At 32.0% G+C, this 26,185-nt stretch carries 22 protein-coding genes; 10 read left to right on the forward strand and 12 right to left on the reverse strand.

The genetic code is table 11. The features are described 5' to 3' along the window. The first annotated feature begins 23 nt into the window (after nucleotides 1-23). The 3 genes from ABD939_RS00030 (at nucleotide 24) to ABD939_RS00040 (ending at nucleotide 6,402) form a co-directional block, all read left to right on the forward strand. Entirely contained in the window at nucleotides 24-287 is a 264-nt protein-coding gene (locus tag ABD939_RS00030) for an immunoglobulin-like domain-containing protein (RefSeq protein ID WP_425550271.1), read from the forward strand. 14 nt (nucleotides 288-301) lie between these two features. Beyond that, the gene (locus ABD939_RS00035; protein WP_345164043.1) at nucleotides 302-1,285 is read left to right on the forward strand and encodes an immunoglobulin-like domain-containing protein; all 984 of its coding nucleotides are present in this window, start codon (nucleotides 302-304) and stop codon (nucleotides 1,283-1,285) included. A 200-nt stretch (nucleotides 1,286-1,485) separates the two neighbouring features. Continuing rightward, complete coding sequence (locus ABD939_RS00040; RefSeq protein ID WP_345162862.1) at nucleotides 1,486-6,402, forward strand: LamG-like jellyroll fold domain-containing protein; 4,917 nt, start codon at nucleotides 1,486-1,488, stop codon at nucleotides 6,400-6,402. 69 nt (nucleotides 6,403-6,471) lie between these two features. Here ABD939_RS00040 and hisS read toward each other — a convergent pair whose 3' ends face one another. The 5 genes from hisS to rpsF form a co-directional block, all read right to left on the reverse strand. Continuing rightward, nucleotides 6,472-7,848, reverse strand: coding sequence for a histidine--tRNA ligase (hisS, locus tag ABD939_RS00045; protein ID WP_345162864.1), 1,377 nt, complete (start codon nucleotides 7,846-7,848; stop codon nucleotides 6,472-6,474). Between the two features lie 105 nt (nucleotides 7,849-7,953). Then, complete coding sequence (locus ABD939_RS00050) at nucleotides 7,954-8,421, reverse strand: DUF6495 family protein (protein ID WP_345162867.1); 468 nt, start codon at nucleotides 8,419-8,421, stop codon at nucleotides 7,954-7,956. Nucleotides 8,422-8,499: 78 nt separating this feature from the next. Further along, nucleotides 8,500-8,943, reverse strand: coding sequence for a 50S ribosomal protein L9 (gene rplI / locus ABD939_RS00055; RefSeq protein ID WP_345162870.1), 444 nt, complete (start codon nucleotides 8,941-8,943; stop codon nucleotides 8,500-8,502). A 13-nt stretch (nucleotides 8,944-8,956) separates the two neighbouring features. Beyond that, nucleotides 8,957-9,256 (reverse strand): 30S ribosomal protein S18, encoded by a 300-nt coding sequence (gene rpsR, locus ABD939_RS00060; RefSeq protein WP_172625923.1) that lies wholly within the window; start codon nucleotides 9,254-9,256, stop codon nucleotides 8,957-8,959. Next, nucleotides 9,256-9,594 (reverse strand): 30S ribosomal protein S6, encoded by a 339-nt coding sequence (gene rpsF / locus ABD939_RS00065; protein ID WP_345162873.1) that lies wholly within the window; start codon nucleotides 9,592-9,594, stop codon nucleotides 9,256-9,258. Before rpsF ends, rpsR begins: the two co-directional genes overlap by 1 nt. 199 nt (nucleotides 9,595-9,793) lie before the next feature. Between rpsF and ABD939_RS00070 the strand changes: the two genes are divergently transcribed. Beyond that, entirely contained in the window at nucleotides 9,794-10,489 is a 696-nt protein-coding gene (locus ABD939_RS00070; RefSeq protein WP_345162876.1) for a LytR/AlgR family response regulator transcription factor, read from the forward strand. 15 nt (nucleotides 10,490-10,504) lie between these two features. On the opposite strand, the gene priA is transcribed toward ABD939_RS00070, so the two are convergent. The 3 genes from priA to nadC form a co-directional block, all read right to left on the reverse strand. Then, the gene (priA, locus tag ABD939_RS00075; RefSeq protein ID WP_345162879.1) at nucleotides 10,505-12,961 is read right to left on the reverse strand and encodes a replication restart helicase PriA; all 2,457 of its coding nucleotides are present in this window, start codon (nucleotides 12,959-12,961) and stop codon (nucleotides 10,505-10,507) included. A gap of 3 nt (nucleotides 12,962-12,964) precedes the next feature. Continuing rightward, nucleotides 12,965-13,906, reverse strand: coding sequence for a YihY/virulence factor BrkB family protein (locus ABD939_RS00080; protein ID WP_345162881.1), 942 nt, complete (start codon nucleotides 13,904-13,906; stop codon nucleotides 12,965-12,967). A gap of 70 nt (nucleotides 13,907-13,976) precedes the next feature. After that, nucleotides 13,977-14,837, reverse strand: coding sequence for a carboxylating nicotinate-nucleotide diphosphorylase (gene nadC / locus ABD939_RS00085; protein ID WP_345162885.1), 861 nt, complete (start codon nucleotides 14,835-14,837; stop codon nucleotides 13,977-13,979). Between the two features lie 129 nt (nucleotides 14,838-14,966). Between nadC and rlmH the strand changes: the two genes are divergently transcribed. Continuing rightward, a complete protein-coding gene (rlmH, locus tag ABD939_RS00090; protein WP_345162887.1) occupies nucleotides 14,967-15,440 on the forward strand; it encodes a 23S rRNA (pseudouridine(1915)-N(3))-methyltransferase RlmH in 474 nt (157 codons plus the stop codon). A 3-nt stretch (nucleotides 15,441-15,443) separates the two neighbouring features. On the opposite strand, the gene hpf is transcribed toward rlmH, so the two are convergent. The 4 genes from hpf to ABD939_RS00110 all read right to left on the reverse strand — a co-directional run bounded on the left by hpf (nucleotide 15,444) and on the right by ABD939_RS00110 (nucleotide 19,528). After that, nucleotides 15,444-15,743 carry a ribosome hibernation-promoting factor, HPF/YfiA family gene (hpf, locus tag ABD939_RS00095; RefSeq protein ID WP_345162890.1) on the reverse strand — a complete coding sequence of 100 codons (300 nt, stop codon included), beginning with the start codon at nucleotides 15,741-15,743 and terminating at the stop codon, nucleotides 15,444-15,446. 108 nt (nucleotides 15,744-15,851) lie between these two features. Further along, on the reverse strand, nucleotides 15,852-17,495 hold the full coding sequence (locus ABD939_RS00100) for an AMP-binding protein (protein ID WP_345162893.1): 1,644 nt from the start codon (nucleotides 17,493-17,495) through the stop codon (nucleotides 15,852-15,854). 6 nt (nucleotides 17,496-17,501) lie between these two features. Next, nucleotides 17,502-19,076 (reverse strand): tetratricopeptide repeat protein, encoded by a 1,575-nt coding sequence (locus ABD939_RS00105; RefSeq protein WP_345162895.1) that lies wholly within the window; start codon nucleotides 19,074-19,076, stop codon nucleotides 17,502-17,504. 62 nt (nucleotides 19,077-19,138) lie between these two features. After that, the gene (locus ABD939_RS00110) at nucleotides 19,139-19,528 is read right to left on the reverse strand and encodes a hypothetical protein (protein ID WP_345162898.1); all 390 of its coding nucleotides are present in this window, start codon (nucleotides 19,526-19,528) and stop codon (nucleotides 19,139-19,141) included. An 81-nt stretch (nucleotides 19,529-19,609) separates the two neighbouring features. Between ABD939_RS00110 and ABD939_RS00115 the strand changes: the two genes are divergently transcribed. The 5 genes from ABD939_RS00115 to ABD939_RS00135 all read left to right on the forward strand — a co-directional run bounded on the left by ABD939_RS00115 (nucleotide 19,610) and on the right by ABD939_RS00135 (nucleotide 26,184). After that, nucleotides 19,610-20,185, forward strand: a complete 576-nt coding sequence (locus ABD939_RS00115; protein ID WP_345162901.1) for a non-canonical purine NTP diphosphatase — start codon at nucleotides 19,610-19,612, stop codon at nucleotides 20,183-20,185. Nucleotides 20,186-20,258: 73 nt separating this feature from the next. Beyond that, on the forward strand, nucleotides 20,259-22,478 hold the full coding sequence (locus ABD939_RS00120) for a RelA/SpoT family protein (protein ID WP_345162904.1): 2,220 nt from the start codon (nucleotides 20,259-20,261) through the stop codon (nucleotides 22,476-22,478). A 26-nt stretch (nucleotides 22,479-22,504) separates the two neighbouring features. Beyond that, entirely contained in the window at nucleotides 22,505-22,963 is a 459-nt protein-coding gene (locus ABD939_RS00125; protein ID WP_345162907.1) for a Fur family transcriptional regulator, read from the forward strand. A 9-nt stretch (nucleotides 22,964-22,972) separates the two neighbouring features. Then, nucleotides 22,973-24,256 carry an adenylosuccinate synthase gene (locus tag ABD939_RS00130; RefSeq protein WP_345162910.1) on the forward strand — a complete coding sequence of 428 codons (1,284 nt, stop codon included), beginning with the start codon at nucleotides 22,973-22,975 and terminating at the stop codon, nucleotides 24,254-24,256. A gap of 134 nt (nucleotides 24,257-24,390) precedes the next feature. Continuing rightward, a complete protein-coding gene (locus ABD939_RS00135; RefSeq protein ID WP_345162913.1) occupies nucleotides 24,391-26,184 on the forward strand; it encodes an OstA-like protein in 1,794 nt (597 codons plus the stop codon). The last annotated feature ends 1 nt before the right edge of the window (nucleotide 26,185 follow it).

Raw genomic sequence — 26,185 nt, forward strand, 5'->3', positions numbered from 1 at the left:
CTAACACTGCAGGAACATATGTAATAACATATAACGTAAGTGATGCTGCTGGGAATGCTGCTGCACAAATTACCAGAACAGTTAACGTCATTCCTGATACTACTGCGCCTGTTATTACATTAATAGGAAATGCATCAATCGACTTAAATGTTGGTGATAGCTATACCGAAGCTGGAGCAACTGCATCTGATAATAAAGACGGAGATATTACTGCAAACATTGTTNGGCACAAGTTACCAGAACAGTTAACGTCATTCCGGATACTACTGCGCCGGTTATTACATTAATAGGAAACGCATCAATCGACTTAAATGTCGGTGATAGCTATTCTGAGGCTGGAGCAACTGCATCTGATAATTTAGATGGCGATATTACTGCAAACATTATTATTGGTGGTGATGTGGTTGAAACTAACACTGCGGGAACATACATAGTAACCTATAACGTAAGCGATGCGGCTGGTAATGCTGCGGCACAAGTTACCAGAACAGTGAATGTAATAAGTATTCCAACTGATGTTATTATTCACGAAGGTTACTTTGAAACAGGCTTAGATGGATGGATTGATGGCGGATCTGATTGTGATAGAAGAGCTGATGCAGCGCGATCATTTGAAGGAAACTTTTCTATCAGAATTCGTGATAATTCTGGAGTAGCTTCTTCAATGACTTCACCAACATTTAATTTATCAACATTCAACGAGGTAGAGTTTGATTTCTTTTTCTTCTCTAATAGCATGGAAGTAGGCGAAGATTTTTGGTTACAATATGACGATGGCTCTGGTTTCGTAACTATTGCGACTTGGGCTAGAGGTACAGACTTTAACAATAATGCGTTTGGTAATTTTACAGTATTATTAAATAGTTCTCAATATAACTTATCTAATAATGCTAGGTTTAGATTACAATGTGATGCATCAGGAAACAATGACCAGATTTTCATAGACCAAGTAGTAATTACTGGATTTGGAAGTAGCGGAGCTGCAGCAAAAGCTACAAACCCATCTGAAACTAGTAAAGTACTGAGTGTTCCTGAAATTGAAATTTCTAAAAATGAACTTACTCTATATCCAAACCCTGTTAAAGGAGATGTTTTAAATATTAAATTATCTAATGGAATAGATAATAAAGTATCTTATAGAATAATAAGCACTCTTGGTAAAATTGTTAAAACTGGAAATACGACTAAAGAAGTATTAGTTAATGACTTACAAGCTGGAGTTTATTTCATAGAAGTAAATGATGGAACTGAGAGAATAACTAAACGATTTGTAAAAAGTAACTAACAAAAATTAAATTAATATACTTAAAAGTCCAGATAAATATTTATCTGGACTTTTTTATTTTCTCTTTTTTAAAAATATAAAAAATTGCATTTTATCGTATTTTTTTGCTTTTAATCGTATAAATATAAAATTTATACATATATTAGCAGCATAAATTAAGTAACCAAATTAATATTTAGTCCCAAACTAAATACCTACTTATGAGAACGTTAACTAACCATTACTGGTTTGCTGTACTTATGCTTAGCGTTATTGTCGTTTTTAACGCTCAATCACAAACTATTGCATCATATGATTTTGAAAGTGGTTTGCAAGGTTGGACAGATGGTGGTTCAGACTCTGGCCTAAATACAATTACTATTTATTCGGCTAGTGGTCTTCAATCCATTTACTCTAGAGATGACGATACTGTCGAAAACTTAACCACATCTCCTATTTTAGATTTATCGTCTTATAGTTCAGTAGATATCTCATTTTCATACATTGGAAGAAATATAGACTCTGGAGAAGGTTTTTCACTACAATATTTTGATGGAATAAGCTGGAACACTCTCAAGACCTACGTATTAGGGTCAGACTTTACATCAAATAATGTTAAATATGAATTTTACGCCACAGTAAATGCCGGTTTAGTTAGTAACGCTCAATTTAGATTTACAGGTACTGCTAGTGATAATGGCGAATATAATTATTTTGATGATGTTTTAATAAAAGTATCAGCTCCAGAAATAGACATAACAGGGAATAATATTTCAATATTGAATGGAGATATTACACCCATAAATTCTGATTATACAGATTTTGGTACAGCCAATGCAGGAACTATTGTAACCAGAACTTATACCATATACAACAAAGGTGGTGCAAACTTAACTGTTTCAAATATAGCTTTATCTAATGCTATCGATTTTTCTATAGTCGCACCATTTTATACATCTCCTGTTTTACCATCAATAGGCTCAACAACGTTTACTATTCAATTTAATTCGGTAACGCTAGGTACAAAAACGACCACCGTAACAATCACTAATAATGATACCGATGAAGCTTCGTTTCAATTTGACATTAGCGCAAGAGCAGAACAAAATTTTTTCGATAGTGATGGGGATGGTATTCTAGATAACGCTGATATAGATGATGATAATGATGGTATTTCAGATTCTCAAGAAGAACTGGCATGTAAAACATCATTAACTGCCACAACAACAAACTATAAATTTTTAAATGAAACTTTTGGAGTTGGCAATAGAACAACTATTAACACAACCTACGATGCCATTACAACGTATTGTTACGAAGATGGTACAAATGGCACAAGTACTACAAATTGTCCAGATTTACATAGAGACGACCTTAACGATGGTGAGTATACCGTTTATTACAAAGCGGCAGACGGTGACGGAATAGATGATACTCCAAATGCTGAAGTAGCCTCTTGGGCAGATGATTATTGGTACACAGGAGAAGATCATACTTCTGGAGATACTAACGGTAGAATGGCTATGTTTAATGCCTCTTACGACCCTGGAACTTTTTACACAGCAACTATAATAGGCTCATTACCAAACGTACCTATTACCTATAGTTTTTGGGTTTTAAATCTAGACACAACCACAGCTCCTGGAATTGCTACTAGACTTAGACCAGATATTTTAGTAGAATTTAGAGATGTTAATAACAACGTTTTAGCATCAATAACAACCGGAGATATTCCGCCTTCTATTAATGGAGATCCAGCAAATAGCTGGCACCAATTCTCGGCAAGTTTAACCTTTAATGTTAGTGAATTTTATGTTTACTTTATAAATAATGAAGTTGGTGGAGGTGGTAACGATTTAGCCATAGATGATATTGTGATATCTCAAACACTTTGTGATAGCGATAGTGATGGTGTTGCTGATGTCTTTGATTTAGATTCAGACAACGACGGTATACCCGATGTTGTTGAAGCTGGGTTAGGAAGCTACAGCGAAGGAAAAGCAACGCTTACTGGCGTTGGAAGTTGGGTAGATGCCAATGCAAACGGAATGCATGATTCTGCTGAAGGTCATACCGTTTTAAATTCAGATGGAGATAGCGTTCCAAACTATTTAGACTTAGATAGTGATAACGATACTATTTTTGATGTAGACGAATCTGGAGCTACAAATTCGGCTGATCCAAACTACCAAAATGGAGATGGTGATATTACAGGAGATGGTGTAGGTGACGGTACGGATACAGATACCGTTAGAGAGACAGATATTAATTCTGATGGTACTCTAGAGTATTACACAGATGGTATTTTAGATTTATACGACTTTTTTAATGGTACCACAATGGCCACTGCATATGGAAATTCTAACCAAGGTTCTACAGGGTCTGGTTGGGAATATTATGTTGCAGATACGGATAATGATGGTACTCCAGACTATATGGATGTAACATCAGATGGATCAACATTCGATATTTCACACACATTATATGCTTCCTTAGATGCAAATAATGATGGAATAATAGATGATACAACAGACACTGAAGGTGATGGAATTGTAAATCTGTTTGATACCGATGATAATGTTTTCGGGTCTCCAAGAGATTTAAATAGAAAACTTAATTTATATTTTGATGGAAGAAATGATTACGCTGATGAAGCTACGGTAATTGATCAATGGAATGAAGCCTCTATTATGGCGTGGATAAAAATTGACCCTTCGGCTTCCGGCGACCAGATAATTATTGGACAAAACGAATTTTATATTCAACTAAACTCAGATAAAACTATTACATCTTATGCCGATGGTTATAGTTTAAATCACTCAACAGCTTTAGCAACAAATAAATGGATACACGTTGCAGCAACATATAGCTGCGATTGTATAAACGGAGAATTCAAACTCTATATAAATGGAACCGAAGTTGAAAATTCATCTGTAAGTTCAGGTGCATTCAATTCAGATACATCTAGTTTTTCAATTGGAAGACAACCAGACTCAAATAATAAATATTTTAAAGGCTATATAGATGAAGTTAGAGTTTTTAATAAAGCACTATCAAACAACGAATTACACAAGATTATTCATCAAGAAATAGAAGACAATTCAGGTGTTGTTCGAGGTAGTTATTTACCTAAAGATATAACACATTACGACTCTGGCACGCAAACTTCATCCCCTTTAAATTGGGCTAACCTCATTCGTTATTATAGGTTAGACATTTATAAAGATGATATTATAGACGACTTAACTACTGCAAGTATTGACGTTGGTAGTGGGGCGAGAATATATAACACCAAATTTATTGACACGCAAACAGCACCTTTACCTTATATAACAAATATATCTTGTAATGGTAGTTGGTATGACCCTAATAATTGGGTTAATGGAAATGTATGGGATATTAGCAGTACGATTCCAGAATCTGCTATCGTTCATTTAAGAGGAAATCTAGATGTGAATAGCGATATATCTACAGTTGGTTTAATAATAGATAGCGGAAGCGAATTAGTTGTAAGCGGAGACTCTGGTTTATCAAACTCATGGTATTTTAAACTAGATGGAAAAATTGATTTAGAAGGCGAATCTCAATTAATACAAAACATAGAAAGTAGCTTAGAGCCTAATAGTTCTGGAACATTAGAAAAAGATCAACAAGGAACTGCTGATACGTATACTTACAATTACTGGTCATCTCCCGTAGGGCAAGCCAATAACTCAACAAACAATAATAATTATACGCTATCAAATATATTTACAAATGTAAACTTTTTAACCTCTGGCTATAACGGTACATCATCTCCTGTTGCCATTGCTGATTATTGGATTTGGAAATTTAGCAACCAGCAAAGTGACGATTATTCTAAATGGCAGCATGTAAGAAGTACAGGCACTATGCTAGTTGGAGAAGGCTTTACCATGAAAGGTCCGGGAACCGGCTCTATAGCCTCACCTCAAAATTATGTTTTAGAAGGCAAACCTAACAACGGAGACATTAGTTTAACTATTAGTGCAGGCAACGATTATTTGGTTGGCAACCCTTACCCTTCAGCTATTGATGCTCATAAATTTATTACCGATAACGGCCCTACAATTTCCGGAACCGATGTTGGACCAAATATAAACGGAACACTATATTTCTGGGAACATTGGGGAGGCGGTTCGCATAATTTAGCAGACTACCAAGGCGGTTATGCCACTTACACACTTTCTGGGGGTGTACCAGCAGCAGCGATGGGTACTAACGACCCTGATGTGGGAACTGGTGGAATACCTACAAAAACACCTGGACGCTATATACCAGTTGCTCAAGGATTTTTTGTAACTGCTGAAAATGGTGGCACAATAAACTTCAATAACAGTCAGCGTGTTTTTCAAATTGAAGACGGTATTAATTCTGTTTTTGCAAAATCTAGTAATAGTAAATCTGGTAAAAATTCAAATAATAAACTGGAGGTTTCAGATAATAGAACAAAAATTAGAATTGGTTTTAATTCGGTAAATACAATACGAAGGCAACTATTAATTACAGTTGATGAAAATGCCTCATTAGATTATGATTGGGGCTACGATGCACCATATATTGATACCCAAATTGATGATATGTATTGGATGATTGATAGCAAAAAATATTTAGTTCAAGGTATAAATGCAATTAATGAATCTACCATAATACCATTAGGAATTCATGTAAAAAACAATGGAGTAAATACTATTACTATTGATGACATTAAAAATGCAGACGATAATTTAAACATATATATTCATGATAAAGAACTTGATAGCTACAGCGATTTAAAACAAAGTGATTATAGTGTGTTTTTAAGTGCTGGAAACTATTTAAATAGATTTGAAATAACCTTCTCTAAAACACAAGTTTTAGGTGTAAATGAAGTTTATGACAATCCTATTGAAGCTTATTATTCGAATGAAAAAAATAAAATTATAATTAATAACCCAAATTCGAACCTTATAGAATCTGTTGAAATGATTAATATTCTTGGGCAATCTCTATTTAACTTAAAAATAGATACTACAGAAAATCATTTAGAATATAGAGCAGACCAAATAAAAACAGGTACGTATATTATTAAAATTAAAACCGAATTTGGTGAAACTTCTAAAAAGGTATTGGTGGAATAATTATTTGATGTTAGTCACTTTAAAATGAAAAATTCTTGTGTATGCCTTTTACAAGTCCTGAACTGACCTTCAGGACTTCTTTGTTTTTAAAACTAAAGTTTCTAATGGTACTTTTTCTTGCTCACCAGTAATCATGTTTTTAAGAGCATAAGTATTGGATGTCATTTCATCATTTCCAACAATAACTACAAATGGAATATTTCTATTATTTGCATGATTCATTTGCTTTTTCATTTTAGCATTGTCTGGATATAATTCAGCATTTACACCTTGAGAACGTAATTCTTTAATGGCTTTTAAACTGAACAAAGCCTCTTTATCGCCAAAGTTTATAAATAGTACATCTATGTTTTTATTAACTGTTTCTGGAAACAAACCTAATTCTTCTATAACCAAATAAATACGGTCTAAACCAAAACTAATACCAACACCACTCATATTTTTCATCCCAAAAATACCGGTTAAGTCGTCGTAACGTCCACCGCCGCCGATAGAACCCATTTTTACATGCTCTGGAGCTGAAACTTCAAAAATAGCACCAGTATAATAATTTAGTCCTCGTGCTAACGTAACATCTAATTGCAATTTTGCACTAGATAAGCCTAACTCATTAATGGCTTTATCTATAAAAGCTAATTCTTCAATACCTTTTTGTCCTTCTTCAGAAGATGATAAAATATTTTTTAAACTTTCAATTTGAGATTCAAACGAACCAGACAAAGAAAACAAAGGTTGTAACTTTGAAATACCTTCATTTGAAATACCTTTAGAAAGCATTTCAGCCTTGACCTTCTCCTCACCTATTTTATCTAATTTATCAAGTGCAACAGTAAAATCGATTAATTTATCAGAGGCACCAATAACCTCAGCAATTCCAGAAAGTATTTTTCTATTATTAATTTTAATAGTAACGCCTTCTAGTTTTAAAGCTGAAAAAACGGTATCATATAATTGAATAAACTCTACCTCTTGCCAAAGCGATTTACTTCCAACAACATCTGCATCACACTGGTAAAACTCTCTAAAACGACCTTTCTGTGGTCTATCTGCACGCCAAACAGGTTGTATTTGGTAACGTTTAAAAGGGAATTCAATCTCGTTTTGGTGTTGTACGACGTAGCGAGCAAATGGTACCGTTAAATCGTAACGAAGGGCTTTTTCTGAAATTGAAGGTGTTAACTTATTTGAATCTTTCTCTAGATAAGCTTGCTGATTGGCTTTTGACAAAAAATCTCCAGAATTTAAAATTTTAAAAATCAGTCTATCCCCTTCATCACCATATTTACCCATCAACGTATCAGAGTTTTCAAAACTTGGCGTTTCAATAGGCTGGAATCCAAATTTATCAAAAGCACCGCGAATAGTATTAAAAATATAGTTTCGCTTAGCTACTTGTTCTGGGTTAAAATCTCGTGTTCCTTTTGGAGTTGATGGTTTTTGAGCCATTTATTTATTGTGTGGTATATTTTAAACTTGTTCAGTCATTTTATTGAATAACAAAAATAATAGTTTTAATTTTAAAACAGATTGTGGGTTTACTTTGTAACAATATTAATTTATAATGTTATTAAAATACTTATATAAATCTCCTTTTGTAATTACAGCTCCTTGCTCAATCATTCTAAATTTATCTAAATTTTTGTCCTCGGTATAATCCTTATCTGCTTGTAAAAATTCAACATTATCATCCATTAAATTTTCACGTAACCAATTATAACCTTCAGTAGTTGTTATATCTACGTCATTCTTCAAATTAACAACTATGGCATGCATTTTTTCTTCTCCTAAATGAAACAAATACATGTGCTGTGGCGCAAAATGCTCTAAATATTCTGCTTTATTTAAAGCGCCTTCCCAAATTAAATCGCTAAACACATCTAATTCTGTTTCAGCTAACTCTGGTTTATTTACTTTAAGGTTTGTCCACTCGTCATGTGTAATCGATTGTGTTGCCAAAAAGTTAATAAATTCTTGATGTAATTCTTCAAACTGTTCTTTAGTAAGTCTACTATACTTCATGAAATAAAATTTAGTTTTAAAAATTTTACAAAAAAAGCCTCAACTAGGTTGAGGCTTTCAATATATTTTCTTTAAAGTTTATGCTTGCGCAATAACTTCAAATTCTAAATCTACAGATACTTCTCTATGTAAACGTACTACTGCAGTATATTTACCTAAACGCTTAACAGTTGTAACTGTTATGAATTTTTTATCTATTGATTGTCCTTCTTTTTCTAAAGCAGCTGCAACATCAATGTTGTTTACAGATCCAAATAATTTGTCTCCTGTTCCAACTTTTGCAGGTATTTTAATTTCTAGAGCTTTAATTGCTTCAGCTGTTGTGTTAGCATCATCAACTATTTTCTTTTCTTTAAAAGCACGTTGCTTTAAATTTTCTGCTAAAACTTTCTTAGCAGATACTGTTGCTAAAACAGCTTGTCCTTGAGGAATTAAAAAGTTTCTACCATAACCGTTCTTAACTGTTACAACATCGTCTTTAAATCCTAAGTTTTCAACGTCTTGTTTTAATATAAGTTCCATTGTTATCGGTATTTTATTTTAATAAATCTCCTACGTAAGGCATTAACGCTAAGTGACGTGCTCTTTTTACAGCAACAGCCACTTTTCTTTGATACTTTAATGAGGTTCCTGTTAAACGACGTGGTAAAATTTTACCTTGCTCGTTTATAAAACGCATTAAGAAATCTGGATCTTTGTAATCAACATACTTAATTCCAGACTTTTGAAACATACAATATTTCTTTGTCTTGTTTGTATCAATATTAAGCGGTGTTAAATATCTAATTTCACCGTCTTTTTTTCCTTTTGATTGTTGTTCTATTGATGACATAATTAAGCTTTTTGTTTAAGTTTATCTCTTCTTCTCTCTGCCCAAGAAATAGCGTGCTTATCTAACGCTACTGTTAAATAACGCATAAAACGCTCATCACGTCTAAACTCAACTTCTAATGGGTTAATTACTTCACCAGGTACGGTGTACTCAAATAAGTGATAAAAGCCACTTTTCTTGTTTTGTATTGGGTAAGCTAACTTTTTAAGCCCCCAATCTTCTTTTGCTATCATCTTAGCGCCGTTAGAAACAAGAAAATCTTCGTATTTCTTTACTGTTTCCTTTATCTGATCTTCAGATAAAACGGGATTTAAGATGAAAACAGTTTCATAATGATTCATAAAAATCTATTTTATTGTTAAAAATTGGCTGCAAAAATAAATAAATTCTATATATTTCACAACTAATTACAACCCTAAATTAAAGAGGATAAAAAGTGTTAAAAAAATGTTAAAATGAACACTTTACCGATGATTTTTGGTTTTTAGCCGAATTTTTTGTACTATTGTCGATATCTTAACCGAAATAATATAAAATGTTATGACTTTAAACTGTGTAGTAGTAGACGATTCAGCAATACAACGTCTCTCTATTGTTAAGTTAGTCGAGAATCACCCATCTCTAAACTTAATAGCAGAGTACAGTAGTGCTTTAGAAACTAAAAATGGTTTAAATACGCATCAAGTTGATCTCATCTTCCTGGATATTGAAATGCCAGTGTTAAATGGATTTGAACTTTTAGACGTATTAAACAACAAACCCCAAATTATCTTTGTAACCGGTAAAACTGAGTATGCTTTTAAAGCATTTAATTATGATGCTACCGATTACTTACACAAACCCATTACAAGAGAACGTTTTAACACCTCTGTAGATAAAGCTTTAGAGCAACATAAGTTGACTTTAGACTTTAATGAAGAAGAAGGCGAACATATATTTGTAAAGAGCAATCTTAAAAAACGTAAAGTTTACATTAAAGACATTAAGTGGATTGAAGCCCTTGGTGATTATGTAAAACTTGTTACAGAAGAAAATAGCTTAGTAGTATTATCTACTATGAAATCTTTTGAAGCAGAATTACCTGAAGGTAAGTTTTTAAGAATTCACAAATCTTATATTGTAAATCTTGACAAAATTGATAGGTTTAACAGTAAAAATGTTGAAGTTGGTGCTTATGAAATTCCTTTAAGTAGAAATAAAAAGACGCAACTGGTTGACGCTTTAAACAATATTTAAAACCAACCCAAAAAATTAAAAGTTATCGACATTTAAAATTACTTTAACCGACCGAAAATCTTTTATACTCTGGAAGCTATTATTAATTTTAATAATAGCTTCTTTCGTTTTTACTAACGATTGTTGTTTAGGTATTTTAACCAAGATATTTTTATGAAACTGATTCCTAATTCTAGCTATTGGTGGCGATTCTGGACCTAATACATTGTCTTTAAAAATCTGCCTTAACGATTTAGCATACCAAATGGATGCGGTTTCTACTCTAATATAATCTTTGTGCTTTAATGTAATTTTTATCTGCTTAAAAACAGGTGGATACTTAAAATTAAACCGCTCGTTCATTTGCTCAATAAACATATCTACGTAATTATTAGTAGATACTTGTTGCAAAATATTATGATGCGGATTATACGTTTGGATTAATACTTTACCACGTTCTTCCGTACGCCCTGCCCTACCAGATACTTGCTGCATAAGTTGATAACTACGCTCGTGTGCTCTAAAATCTGGAAAGTTTAACATATTATCAGCGTTCATAATACCAACAAGTTTTACATTTCTAAAATCCAAACCTTTAGTTAGCATTTGTGTACCAACCAAAATATCAATTTCCTGCTGTTCTAATGCAGTGATTATTTTTTCGTAACCATATTTCCCACGTGTTGTATCTAAATCCATACGAGCTACTTTATTGTCTGGAAATAACAACTTAACCTCTTCTTCTATCTGCTCTGTACCAAAGCCTTTATTGTCTAAATCTTGACTTCCACAAGCTTGACAATCTTGCATCATAGCTGCATTATACCCGCAATAATGACAACGTAATTGATTACGATATTGATGATAAGTTAAACTCACATCACAGTTGGGGCATTGAGGCGAATGTCCGCAAGTTTTACATTCAACAATTGGCGAAAATCCACGACGATTTTGAAATAAGATAATTTGATGTCCAGCCTTAAGCGTTTCAGTCATTTCTTCAATAAGCCTATCGCTAAAGTGACCTTTCATACGTTTCTTTTTCAACTTATCTTTAATATCTACCAATTCAATATCTGGCATCAAAACATTATTATATCGCCTAGTTATTTCAACAAAACCATATTTATTTTGTTTCGCATTAAAATAACTCTCTAAACTTGGAGTTGCCGACCCTAAAAGGATTTTTGCTTGATGCATATTAGCTAATACTACTGCAGTATCACGAGCATGGTAGCGTGGTGCAGGATCAAATTGTTTAAAAGACTGTTCGTGTTCTTCATCAACAATTATTAATCCTAAATCACTAAAGGGTAAAAATATAGAAGATCTGGCCCCCAAAACTATTTTTGCTTTGGCAGAATTATGCAAAACATTATTCCAAACCTCAACACGTTCGTGAGTTGAATATTTTGAATGAAAAATAGATACCTGCTCTCCAAAATAATTTTGAAGTCTTGTAATTAATTGAGCCGTTAAAGCAATTTCTGGAAGTAAGTACAATACTTGCTTGCCATCTTTTAAAACATCCTCAATCAACTTAACGTAAACCTCTGTTTTTCCTGAAGAAGTTACACCATGCAATAAAGTAACATTTTGTTTTTTAAAAGATGTTTTTATTTCACTTAAAGCTGTTTTTTGATATTCGTTTAAAAGCTTGGTAGCTTCTGTTTCTTCACTGCCAGAATACACCACTCTATCGGTTTGAATATGATATTCTTCAAGAATTCCTTTATCTATTAATGTTTTTATAATGGCTGAAGATGCAGCACTTTCATTTACTAAGTCTTTAACTTTTACAGGCTTTTTAGTTTTAGATGATAACATAAATAATGTCATCACTATTTGTCTTTGTTTTTGCGCTCTTTGTAAATCACTCAACAATTTTGATAGACTTTCTTCTGAAGAATACTTAGCATGTAATTTCACATAACGTACTAATTTTGGTTTGTATTTTTCATACACCTCTTCCTCTACTGAAATTGCTTCTTTTTCAATAAGTCTTTTTATTACAGGAAGTACATTTTTTTTATCCAGAATGTTAGAAATATCATGAATTTTAAGAGTTGATTGATGATGTAAAGCTTCAAAAACTAGAAACTCATCATCTTTTAAAATAGATTCATCAAAATTCTCAACTATGTTTTTAGTAATTACTGTTTCGCTTTCTAAAATAAAAGCACTTGGTAAAGCAGCTCGCATCACATCACCCAAAGTACACATATAATAACCAGCTATCCATTGCCAAAGTTGTAATTGAATTTCATTTACAAGTGGGCTATCATCTAGTATTTGTTGAATATCCTTAGCTTCATAAACTGTTGGTGCATTTTCATGAATCTTGTAAACTATCCCAGTATATATTTTTGATTTCCCAAATGGTACAGCAACGCGCATACCAACTTTTAAAAAACCAGATTCAGAAGCGGTAATACTATATGTAAACAGTTTTTGAAGCGGAATGGGAATAATAACATCTATAAAGTATTGCATAAACTAACACCTTTTACGAAGATTATTCAAAGATGCATTTAATTCGTAACCCAACAATAAAATATTTGAATTTAACCACAAATAAAACATCAAGATTAAAAGTGCGCCTATAGAACCATATAGTTTATTGTATTGACCAAAATTTTCAATATAAATACCAAATAAAAATGAAGTAAGTATAATTAGTAATGTTGTAAACAATGCTCCTATAGAAAAGAATTTAGAATCTCTACCTTCTTTTGTGCCAAAATAATACAACGTTGCGGTTGCCAAATACACCATAATAACAAAAAATATATACTTTACAACATCTGTCCAAATGACACTATTCGATTCAATTTCATAACCTCTATTTTGCAGAGCATCCAATAAACCTTCAACTATATATATTTGGAAGTAACCCAAAACGGCTATAGTTATAATAAGTAAAAAAGCTAATATTAGTGCTATTCCTAAAGCATACAAATACTGCCTGATTGCATTTCTAGTAAGCTGTTCATGATATGAGTTTTCAAAGCCCGAAAAAACAGCATTTACACCATTTGCCATTAAAGCTATAGATAAAACAAAAACAGATGATAATAACCCACCTCTTTGTGAGTTTTCTATATTCTCAAAAATATTTTGAAAGAAAAAATCAGACGTACTTGGTGGCAAAAAGGACTCTAAAAAATCCATGAATTCTTTTTGAAAGTTATCTATAGGTATCTCGGGAATAACTATCAAAACAAATAATAAAAAAGGAAAAATAGCCATAAAAAAACTAAATGCAATTGCACTAGCCCTAGTGGTTAAAGCCCCTCTAACAATACCTGTAATGTATAATTCTAATAAATCGTAAAACGATAATCCTTCAAGACCTGGTAGCTTTATTCCTTTAAAAAGCCTAACTAGAATATTTATAATAGGAATTTTATCTAGTTTGTCTTCAAGAGATTTGGACATTAATACTTTGCATTTAAGATTTACTGCAAAGTTATTAAATTTATGGTTGTTAAATTTGTGTAGTTAATTATTACTTAACTGCTTTTAGACTCAAGTCCATATTATGAACAGAATGCGTTAAAGCCCCACAAGAAATATAATTTACACCACATTCTGCATAATGCCTTATAGTGGTCTCATTAATATTACCTGACGATTCTGTAAGACATTTATTTCCAATTAATTCGACAGCTTTTCTAGTGTCTTCATAATCAAAATTATCTAACAAAATTCTATAAACACCTTCGCTTTTTAAAATCTCTTCAACTTCAATTAAATCTCTGGCTTCAACCATAATATCTAAGTTTTTACCAGTTTCTCTCAAATATTCTTTAGTTGTATCTATAGCTTTCGTTATTCCACCTGCAAAATCTATATGATTATCTTTCAACATAATCATATCGTATAAAGCGAACCTATGATTTTCACCACCACCAATTTTAACAGCCCATTTTTCTAAAACACGAATTCCAGGTGTTGTTTTTCGTGTGTCTAAAATTCTGGTTTTTGTACCTTCAATTAAATTAACAAACATTCTAGTTTTAGTAGCAATAGCACTCATACGTTGCATAGCATTTAAAACGGTACGCTCTGCTTTTAAGATAGATTGAGACGGCCCTTCAACATACATAACAATATCGCCATAGGTAACTTCTGTTCCATCTTCAATAAGTACATCTAATTTTAATCTTTTGTCTACGTAAGCAAATACTTTTTTTGCGAAATTTACACCACCAATAACACCTTTATCTTTTACTAAAAGCTTAGCTTTACCTCTAGCATTTTCTGGAATACAAGCCAAAGAACTATGGTCTCCATCTCCAACATCTTCTCTAATAGCATTAGATATTATCATCTTAACTTCAGTATCAAACTGCTCCTGTGTAATCATAATTTTTGTTAGTTTGTCAAGCAAAAATAAGAAATAGATTTACTTTATTAAATTTTAGATTTATGAATTTTATATTTTTTTCTTATTTAAATGCATTATTCATAAATAGGATATATTAATTTTGCTTTTATGACCATTAAACTTCTAGCCATAGGAAAAACTGATAATAAAAATTTATCTGCCTTAATTGATGATTATAAAAAACGCTTAGGTTTTTATATTAAGTTTTCTTTAGAGATTATACCGGATGTAAAAAATTCTAAAAATTTAAGTGAAGAACAGCAGAAACAAAAGGAAGGCGAACTTATACTAAAGAAACTAAATCCTACTGACATTTTAGTTTTATTAGATGAAAATGGTAAACAATTGGATTCTGTTGGTTTTTCTCAATATCTTCAAAAACATATGAATTCTGGCATTAAACAATTGGTTTTTGTTATTGGCGGACCTTATGGTTTTTCTGAAGATATTTATAACAAAGCAAATGGGAAAATATCATTATCTAAAATGACATTTTCCCATCAAATGATTCGCTTATTTTTTATAGAACAGCTTTACAGAGGCTTTACTATTTTAAAAAATGAACCATATCATCATAGATGATAATTAATGTGTTTTAAAAACTTGTTTGCGCTTTTTTAATTGACGCTCTAAGTCGCTAATTGTCTCACGTACAGATACCTCAAAATTATGCTCATTAGAGGTTGCAAAAATTCTAGGTCCTGGTAAGCTTAACTCTATATTACAAATTTTACCAGCATCATGGTCTTTACCATCTTGTTTAAAATGCACCATGGCTTTTATCAAAAATTCATATTTTTCAAATAATTTTTCTAATTTTTCTTCCGTGAAAGTGGATAATGTTTCACTTACATCTACTCCAACATATTGAATATTTACTGTCATATTTAAACTTTTATATTTATACTAATTTACTGGTTTTTAGAATAACTTAACAAGACAAAAGTCATAAAATATTTATAATTTTTTTATTAAAATAAGGTTTGCAAAAATTTATTCAAAAATAATTTTTTCGCTCATCTTAAACCAAGCTTTGTAATACGGTTGGTGAATTTTCTCAATAGCATTTCTTTTAACTTTTAAAGTTGGTGTGGTTAAACCATTATCAACAGTCCAATCTTCCTTCATAATAATAACTTTCTCTATTTTTTCATGCTTTTCGAGAGTAGGATTAATTTCGTTAACCGTTGCTAACAAGCTATCAGAAAGTTCTGTTTTGGATTTTGATTTTCCGTTTTCACCTACTGTTATTAAAGCTATTGGTTGCGGAATTCCAGTGCCAACTATACATATTTGTTCTATATTGGTATTGGTAGACATTTGTAATTCTATAGGTGTTGGCGCTATATATTTACCTTTATCTGTTTTGAACTGATCTTTAACTCGACCTGTAATACTTAAATAGCCTTCATGGTCGTACTCACCAATATCTCCGGTTTTAAAATATCCATTTTCAAAAACTTCTGCGGTTATCTCAGGTGCTTTAAAATACCCTGTCATTAAACAGTCATTTTTTATTAAAATCTCTCCCTCAGGAGACAATTTAACATATACGCTTTCTAATTTTTTGCCAACGGTACCAATTTTATTAATTATACCGGGCCTATTGCAATGAGATATAACGCAATCTTCCGTCATACCATAAACTTGAAAAATTGTAACATCAATTTTTTCAAACCATTGCATCAAGCTTGTTGATAATGGAGCTGCTCCAGAAACTACAACTTCTGAAAACCTTAATCCTAATTTCTTTTTTAATTTATTCTTAATTATGGTATTTAAAAACGGAATGCTTAATAAAACGCTTAGCTTTTTCTGTGGAACTTTTTCTAATATTTTCTCTTGAAACTTAGCCCAAATTCTTGGTACAGCAAAAAATAATTGAGGTTGGCAAGCTTCAAGATCTTGAGCAAAAGTATCTAAACTCTCTGCAAATGAAATTTCTGCTCCCAAAACCAATGCATAGTTTTCTATACCAACTCTTTCAGCAATATGAGCTAATGGTAAATATGAAAAAAACCGTGATTGCTCTTTCAATTTTAAACCTCTGTAAATTATACCAACACTAGCTGTAAAATTCCCAACAGTATGCATAACTCCTTTAGGTACTCCTGTTGTACCTGATGTGTATATAATGGTATGTAAATCATTAAGCTGCGGAACATAAATAGCACTTAATGGTTCGTTTTTTAAAACGATTTCTGTCCATAAACTACCTTCAGTTTCCCCGTATAAATCTGCACTAATTTTCGGAATATCTGGTATACCTGTTTTTTGAGATTCATAATTATCTAATTTTCCAATGATGATTAATTTAGACTCGCTGTGTTCTAAAATTTGTTTGATAGCATCTGCTGTAAGCGTAGGATATATTGGAATTGACACGTGACCAGACATCATGATAGCTAAATCTGATAATATCCAATGTGCACAATTTTTTGACAATAATGCAATATGGCTATGATTAGGCAATTCAAATCCTTTTATAGCCGAAGCAATTTTTCTAGCCTCTATTCCTGCTTCTTCAAAAGTGTAAGTTATAGTTTTACCCTCAATAGGTTGTTTTAAAAAAACTCTGTTGGGTATTACTTTTTCCCAATGCAAAAACGCTGATAAAGGTGAATTAAATTGAATCATATAACTTCAAATTTGGCTTAGTTGCATGTCTACTTCTTCTATAAGTTTGTTATCTCCCAATAGAGAGGCTGCCTTTTTCATTCCTTTTAGTGCAGCTAATCGCTTTGTTCCTTTTTTTAATGATTGCTCGTATAAATCCATGGCTTCTTTAGGTCTATTCTGACCAATTAAAAATTCCGCATACAATTCCTCTGTTGGCTTTTGAATGAATGGTGGCCCGTAGTTATAACTTGCCTCATTTTTAATTGCAACAGATGATTTGAATAGTTTTTCAGCTTCTTCTAAATCGTTACTCATCCAAGCTCTTAATGCCATTAATTGGGTTTTCATAACCGTAGCATTTCTAATGTCGGATTGTGTTGGCGTTTGCCTAGATGCAGATGAACATACTGTAAAGCCGCTTTTTATATTTTCTACTAAAACAGTTTCTTTATTTATCTCAGTTGTCATTTTATCAATAATATTATCTAATGAAGATTCATTATTACTCTTGTAAGCTAACATACCATCTATAAAGTAGTTTTGAGATCGAACACCAATATTTAAATTAGATACATCAACCTTGATATTTGCTATCGGGCTTTCCCAAAGATTTGTTTCTGCTAAAAATGTACCTTTCAAAAACATTAAATGAACTCTAGCTCTGCCTGATGGATTTTCTTCACAATAGTTTTGCATATCAAATACCATTTTTTCAGCAGCTTCAATTTCACCTTTTTGAAGGTAACCATATTCTAACCAATGAAATGCATGGTAGCCACGGGCATCATTACCTAATTCTTTAGCTTCCATTCTATGAATACTTGCCTCATAAGAATCGATATTTGAAGCTATAACCTTATCCCACATACCCAAAGCCACATAAATATGAGATGGCATGTGTAATGCATGACTTGCATCTGGAGCAACTTTAGCATAAGAGTCTGCCACATCTAAAGCTAAATAAGCATGATCTGGGTCATCATAAGAGTGAATCAAGTAATGTAAAGCTCCTGGGTGTTTAGCATTATCTTTTAAAATTTTATTTGCAATATTTGCTCCTAAACCATAAATAGAATCATTTCTACCTTCTGAAACAGAACCTAGTAAGGACAGTGAATAAAATGCAGCTATTTCATGGTTATTAGGATACTTATTGTAAAGCTGCTTCATATAGTTCATGTAATTTTTATCGCGTTCTTTTTTTGAAGTTTTTGGTTTGTATAATATTTCAGCAGCATTTAATAAGCCTTTTTCAATAGCATTTAAACTAGTTCTTTCCTGAATTATTTTTGCGTTTTCGATGGCTGAAAAACCATCATCAAATTCTTGGCTCCTCCATAAACTATGATTATACGTCATAGCTTCTCCCCAATACGCCATAGCCATATTTGGATCCTTTTCTTGAGCCTTTAAAAAAGCTTCTCTTGCATCTTGATACTCAAAACTATGAAGTAGTAACAACCCTTTTTCAAATTCAGATATGGCAGTTTTTTTGCCAGTTACCTCTAAATTTACAACACCTAAATAATCAACTTTAGTTTCATTGTTTTTACAGCAAAAAAGTGAAATCGTAATTAAAAGTAAAAATAGTTTTTTCATGATTTTTGTTTTGTATTGTAGGTATTATTTGGCTGATAGAGGCATAAAAAACCTTAGAAGTTTTAATATTCTACTTCAATAGATGTATTAAAATAATTTTTACCTCCAACTTTGTAATTACTTTCAAATAAATTTACCCTTTTATATCTACCTTCAAAAACTTCTTTGAAATACTGAAGCTCGTCAGTAGATTTTCCATTGTAAACTAATTGTTTTTTTTCTCCTTTTAGTCTGCCATAAAATGCAATCTGATATTTATGTTCAGATTTTGACCCAATATGGCTTGTTATATACACTATTTTTTCAACATTAAATGAGGTGTAATTTGTACTAGTTGTTTTATAAAATATGTTTTCATATTTTGTTTTATTAGCAGTCTGCCTTAAAGTTTGACCGTAAAAACTTACTGTGTAGAACATTAATAATGTTACAATTACAAATATTTTTTTCATATCTAGTTAAATTTAATATTATTTGTATCTCATAAAGCTAACTAAAAAAAACGTAATAAAGTTTCTAGCAAATTTCAAAACATGTATAAACTAGTATTTGCAACAAATAATAAAAACAAACTTAAAGAAGTTCAAGCCTTAATACCTCAACAAATAGTATTACTGAGCTTAAAAGATATTGATTGTTTTGAAGACATTCCAGAAACACAAGAAACCATTGAAGGGAATGCGATACAAAAAGCACAATATATAAAAAAACACTATGGCTATGATTGCTTTGCTGATGATACTGGTTTAGAGGTTAGCGCATTGAATGGAGCTCCTGGAGTTTATTCTGCAAGGTATTCTGGAGAAAAACGAGACTCTAATGATAATATGAACAAATTACTTAAAGAATTAAAAAATAAAAGTGACCGATCGGCTCAATTTAAAACTGTTATAGCACTACATCTCAATGGGAGATTAGAGACCTTTACCGGTATTTGCAAAGGCGAAATTACAACTGAAAAACATGGTGAAAAAGGTTTTGGATACGACCCAATTTTTAAACCAAAAGAATACAATATTACTTTTGCTGAAATGGATTTAGCAACAAAAAATAGTATTGGACACCGAGGTAAAGCAATCTCAAAACTTATTACTTTTTTAAACACTTAAAATTTTAAAATTTTTGCATTAAAAAACCAAAATTAAGGTTGGTGGTTTACTTTCTTTATGCTACTTTTAATTTATGACAGTAGAAGCCATAGAAATAGAAAATGCAGCCATAACAAAAGCCTACAAGGAGTTATTAAAAGTTAGTTACACTACATTAACAAAAGATGACAAAAAGCTTATACGTAGTGCCTTTGAAGTTGCTTTAGATGGACATAAAGACCAACGAAGAAAATCTGGAGAGGCCTACATATTCCATCCCCTAGCTGTTGCAAAAATTGTAGCTCAAGAAATTGGCTTAGATGCTACTTCCATTGCTTCCGCATTGCTTCATGACGTGGTTGAAGACAGCCCTGATTATAACATAGAAGACATCGAGAAAAAGTTTGGTAAAACCATTGCAACCATTGTTGATGGGCTTACAAAAATATCGTCTTTAAGTAAAGAGCAAGACATGGATGTTTCGCTACAGGCAGAAAACTTCAGAAAGATGCTTCTCACTCTTAATGATGATGTTCGTGTTATCATTATTAAAATTGCTGATAGACTTCACAACATGCAAACCATGGATGCTATGCGTGAAGATAAACAGATAAAAATTGCATCCGAAACACTTTATATTTATGCTCCTTTAGCGCACAGAATTGGACTTTACAATATTAAAACAGAGCTAGAAGACTTAGGATTGAAATATACAGAACCTGATGTTTACAATGATATTTTAAGTAAAATAAAAGAAAGCAAAGAAGAACAGGATCTTTACATAGCTCAGTTCAGTGAAGTTATAAAAAACTCTTTAGATAAAGAAAAGCTCGATTACACCATAAAAGGAAGGCCAAAATCTATTTTCTCAATTCGTAGAAAAATGTTAAATCAAGGTGTTCCCTTTGATGAAGTCTACGATAAATTTGCTGTACGTATTATTTATAAATGTGATGCTGAAAACGAAAAATTTCTTGCTTGGAAAATATACTCTGTAGTTACTGACCATTTTAGACCAAACCCTATTAGACTTCGTGATTGGATTTCTTCTCCAAAAGGTACTGGTTATGAAGCACTTCATATTACGGTTATGGGGCCAAAAGGACGATGGGTTGAAGTACAAATACGAAGTGAACGTATGAACGAAATTGCCGAAAAAGGTTACGCAGCGCATTATAAATACAAACAGAATAACGAAAAAGAAGATAATTTAGAAGGCTGGATTAATAGACTTCAAGAAGCTTTAGAAAACCCTGAAACCAATGCAGTAGATTTTGTTGAACAATTTAAACTCAACCTTTACTCTAAAGAAATATTTGTGTTTACGCCTACTGGTGAATTAAAATCGCTACCAAAAGGTGCTACTGCTCTAGATTTTGCCTTTAGTATTCATACAGAAGTTGGTATGAAAACTAGAGGTGCAAAAGTAAATGGAAAACTGGTTCCCTTAAGTCATGAACTTAAAAGCGGAGACCAAGTAGATATTTTAACTTCAGAAAATGCAAAACCGAATCCTAACTGGTTAGATTATGCAACAACGGCACGTTCTAGAAGTAAAATTAAATCGGCGTTAAAAGAGGACAAAAAACGAATAGGAGAAGAAGGAAAAGAAATTTTAAGACGTAAACTAAAACAGTTAAAAATCACTTTAAATGAAGATACTGTTAACGAATTAGTTACCTATTTTAAATTAAAAACAAGTTTAGATTTATTTTACAGAGTTGGTCTAGGTACTATTGATAATGCTATGATAAAGAGTTATTCTGCCAGTAGAAGCGGCGCAATAATGAGCTTTATAAAAAATAAAATAACAAGAAAATCAACTCCTAAAAAAGAAGATTTAGAAAAAGAAGAAGTTACTGCAAAATTTGATTCTCTGGTTTTTGGTAAAGAAGAAGAAAAATTAGACTATAAATTATCAAACTGCTGTAATCCTATTCCTGGCGATAGTGTTTTTGGATTCTTAACAGTTACAGAAGGCATTAAAGTACATAAAAAAAATTGCCCTAATGCCTTGAGTTTACAATCTAACTATGCCTATAGAATTATGGCTGCTAAGTGGATAGATTCTACCCAACAAGAATTTTCCGCCCAAATTATATTAACAGGTATAGACCATATAGGATTGGTAAATGATATAACTAAAATAATTTCAGAAAACATGCACGTTAATATGAAAAGCATAAGTTTTGATAGTGACGATGGCTTATTTTCTGGAAAAATTAACGTTGTAGTAAAAAACAAAACACTTTTAACAAAGCTTTTAAACAGACTTAAAAAAATTAATGGTATCGATAAGGTTACCAGACTGTAAAAAAAGTGTAAATTTGCGACGGAATTATGAATGCAAAGGCAGATACAAAAAATCAAGACATAGTAAAAAGCGTTTTTACTAACTTTTTAGAAACTAACGGGCACAGAAAAACTCCCGAACGTTACGCCATACTTCAAGAAATTTACAATAATAATGAGCATTTCGATATAGAATCACTATATCTTAACATGAAAAACAAAAAGTATCGGGTTTCTCGTGCAACGCTCTACAATACAATAGAATTATTACTTGAATGTGGCTTGGTTAGGAAACACCAATTTGGTCAAAATCAAGCACATTACGAAAAATCATATTTTGATAGACAACACGACCATGTTATTTTAACAGACACTGGTGAAGTTATTGAATTTTGCGATCCAAGAATTCAATCAATAAAAAAAACTATCGAAGAAGTTTTCGATATAGAAATAAATAACCACTCACTCTATTTCTACGGGAATAGAAAATCAACCACAAATAACTAATTTTTTACAATGGCAGTAGATTTACTACTAGGACTACAATGGGGAGACGAAGGCAAAGGTAAAATTGTTGATGTACTTACCTCTAATTACAACATTATAGCAAGATTTCAAGGTGGTCCAAATGCAGGACACACACTTGTTTTTAATGGAAGAAAACATGTTTTACACACTATTCCATCTGGGATTTTTCATGATGATGCCACAAATTTGGTAGGTAATGGTGTTGTTATTGATCCTGTTATTTTTAAAGGTGAATTAGATAAGTTAGAGGAACAAGATGTAGACTACAGAAAATCGTTATTAATATCTAGAAAAGCACATATTATTTTACCAACGCACCGTTTACTTGACGCTGCTAGTGAAGCTTCTAAAGGAAAAGCTAAAATTGGATCTACACTAAAAGGTATTGGACCTACTTACATGGATAAAACCGGTAGGAATGGTATTCGTGTAGGCGATTTAGAATTAAGTGATTGGAAAGAAAAATACAGAACTCTTGCTGATAAGCATGAGTCTATGATTGCTTTTTATGATGTAGACATTCAATACGATTTAAAAGAATTAGAAGAAGAGTTTTTTAAAGCCGTTAAGGTTTTAAAATCATTAACCTTTATAGACTCTGAAGAATATATTTATCAAGCACAAAAATCTGGAAAAACTATTTTAGCAGAAGGTGCACAGGGATCTTTACTAGATATTGATTTTGGTACTTATCCTTTTGTAACCTCTAGTAACACAACCGCTGCAGGTGCATGTACTGGCTTAGGCGTGTCGCCTGGTCAAATTGGAGATGTTTTTGGTATTTTTAAAGCGTACACCACCCGCGTAGGCTCGGGTCCTTTTCCAACCGAATTATTTGACGAAGATGGAGAAACCATGGGGCGTGTTGGTAACGAATTCGGAGCAACAACAGGTAGACCAAGACGTTGTGGTTGGCTAGATTTAGTAGCACTAAAATATGCTTGTCAAGTTAATGGTGTAACACAATTAATGATGATGAAAGGAGATGTGCTTTCAGGTTTTAAAACGCTTAAAGTATGTACAGCTTACAAATACAGAGGTGAAGTTATTGAACATCTACCTTATAACATAGAACCAGAAAATGTAGAACCAATTTACACTGAGCTTTCTGGTTGGAAAGAAGATTTAACTCAAATGTCCGAAGGTTCACAAATGCCAAAAGAACTGAATGAGTATATAGAATTTTTAGAAAAAGAATTAGAAATTCCTATTACTATCGTTTCTGTTGGGCCAGATAGAAAACAAACTATATTTAGACAACAACTGGTATAATCTTATATTTTAAATATTTAAAACGCTCCAATTTTTTGGGGCGTTTTTTGTTTCAAACAAAATCATAAAAAAAAACCTAACAAATAATTAAACGTTAATATTATCGTTATTTTTGTGACAAATGCTTTTATATTTTGAATAGATTACAATCTATATTTTTCATAATCTTAGTCAGTTTATTTTCTTTAGCAAAAGTTAATGCGCAAGAAAAAAAACAAATAGAAATTAAGTATACTGGGTTTTTAACTTTTGATGAAGAAAATTATCCTGGAGCTAAGGTTTTAACTCGAGATGATTCAGAGCAAGTACACATTATTCATAAAAATATGAATTTATGGTGCGACAAAGCCATTCATTATAGCAAAGACAAATTTATTGAAGCTTACGGAAACGTTAAAATGATTCAAGGCGATACTGTAAATATGACTTCAAAATACATTGAATATAGTGGAAAAACACAATTAGCTTTCGCAAGTGGAGATGTTGTTTTAAAAGACCCAAATTCAACCATTACATCAGATACCCTTCATTTTGATAGAGAAAAACAAGAAGCCTATTATAGAACAGGCGGTACTGTAGTTAAAGATTCATCAGGAACTATTACAAGTAAAATTGGACGTTACTACATGAATATTAAAAAGTATCAATTTGTAGAAGATGTTGTTTTGGTCAATAAAGAAGCTACTATAAATTCAAACTTTTTTGACTTTTATTCAGATACCGGTCATGCTTATTTATTTGGTCCGTCAACTATAGTAACAGAGGAAAGTAAAACCTATTGCGAAAAAGGGTTTTACGATACTGAGAGCAAAGTAGGATACGCACTTAAAAATGCTAGAATCGACTATGATGAACGTATTATAGAAGGAGATAGCTTATATTTTGACAACAATACCAATTTCGCATCTGCAACAAATAATATTAAAGTTACAGACACTATTAACAACAGTATTGTAAAAGGTCATTATGCCGAAGTTTACAGAAGTGAAGAAAAAGATTCGCTATTCATAACAAAAAGAGCACTTGCCATTACGCTACAAGAAAACGATTCTATATACATGCACGCTGACAGATTAACGGTTACCGGAAAACCCGAGCATAGAATTATAAAGGGGTATTACAATGCCAAAATATATAAATCTGACATTAGTGCTAAGGCAGATTCTATTCATACAGATCAGAAAACGGGGCTTACCAAGTTAATTAATGTAGATCGTTTTTCACCAGGTGACGCCTTCTCTACTAAACGAAAACCTATACTTTGGAATTTAGAGAACCAAATGACGGGTGATACTATACACTTAATATCAAACCCTGAAACTGAAAAGTTAGATTCTCTTTACGTTTTTAACAATGCATTTATTATTAGTAGGGATACTATTAGCGAAAACGGATACAACCAAATAAAAGGCATGAAACTAACAGGTTGGTTTAATGATGAAAACTCATTACGAAAAGTAGATATTGATAAAAATGCGCAATCTATCTTTTATGTTAGAAATGACCAACAAGAACTTACAGGTATAGACAAAGCTAAATCTGGAAGCATTTCTATGTTATTTGATAATGGTGATATTGAAGAATATAATAGGTTCAACAGAATTGATGCTAAAACCTATCCGGAATCTAAAGCCCCTAAAAACGAACTTATTTTAAAAGGTTTCGATTGGAGAGACGAGGAACGCCCTAAAAGTGTAGAAGATTTGTTTAAAGGTGATCCGCCTTTAAATTTACCTATTATAAAAGGATTAGACGACTATATTCCTCAAGAAGATTTCTTTGACAACGCTTTATTAGAGCGAATAAAAAAAGCTGACGATGAGGCTGAAAAAGATAAAAACGCTAAACCTAAAGCCTCAAGAAATTTACCTCAGGAAGCAAAAGACAAAAAGAAACTTTTAGATTCAAAAAGTCTCACGGAGAAGTAAA

It is taken from the genome of Algibacter aquimarinus, from assembly GCF_039543265.1.
Taxonomy (GTDB): Bacteria; Bacteroidota; Bacteroidia; order Flavobacteriales; family Flavobacteriaceae; genus Algibacter_B; species Algibacter_B aquimarinus.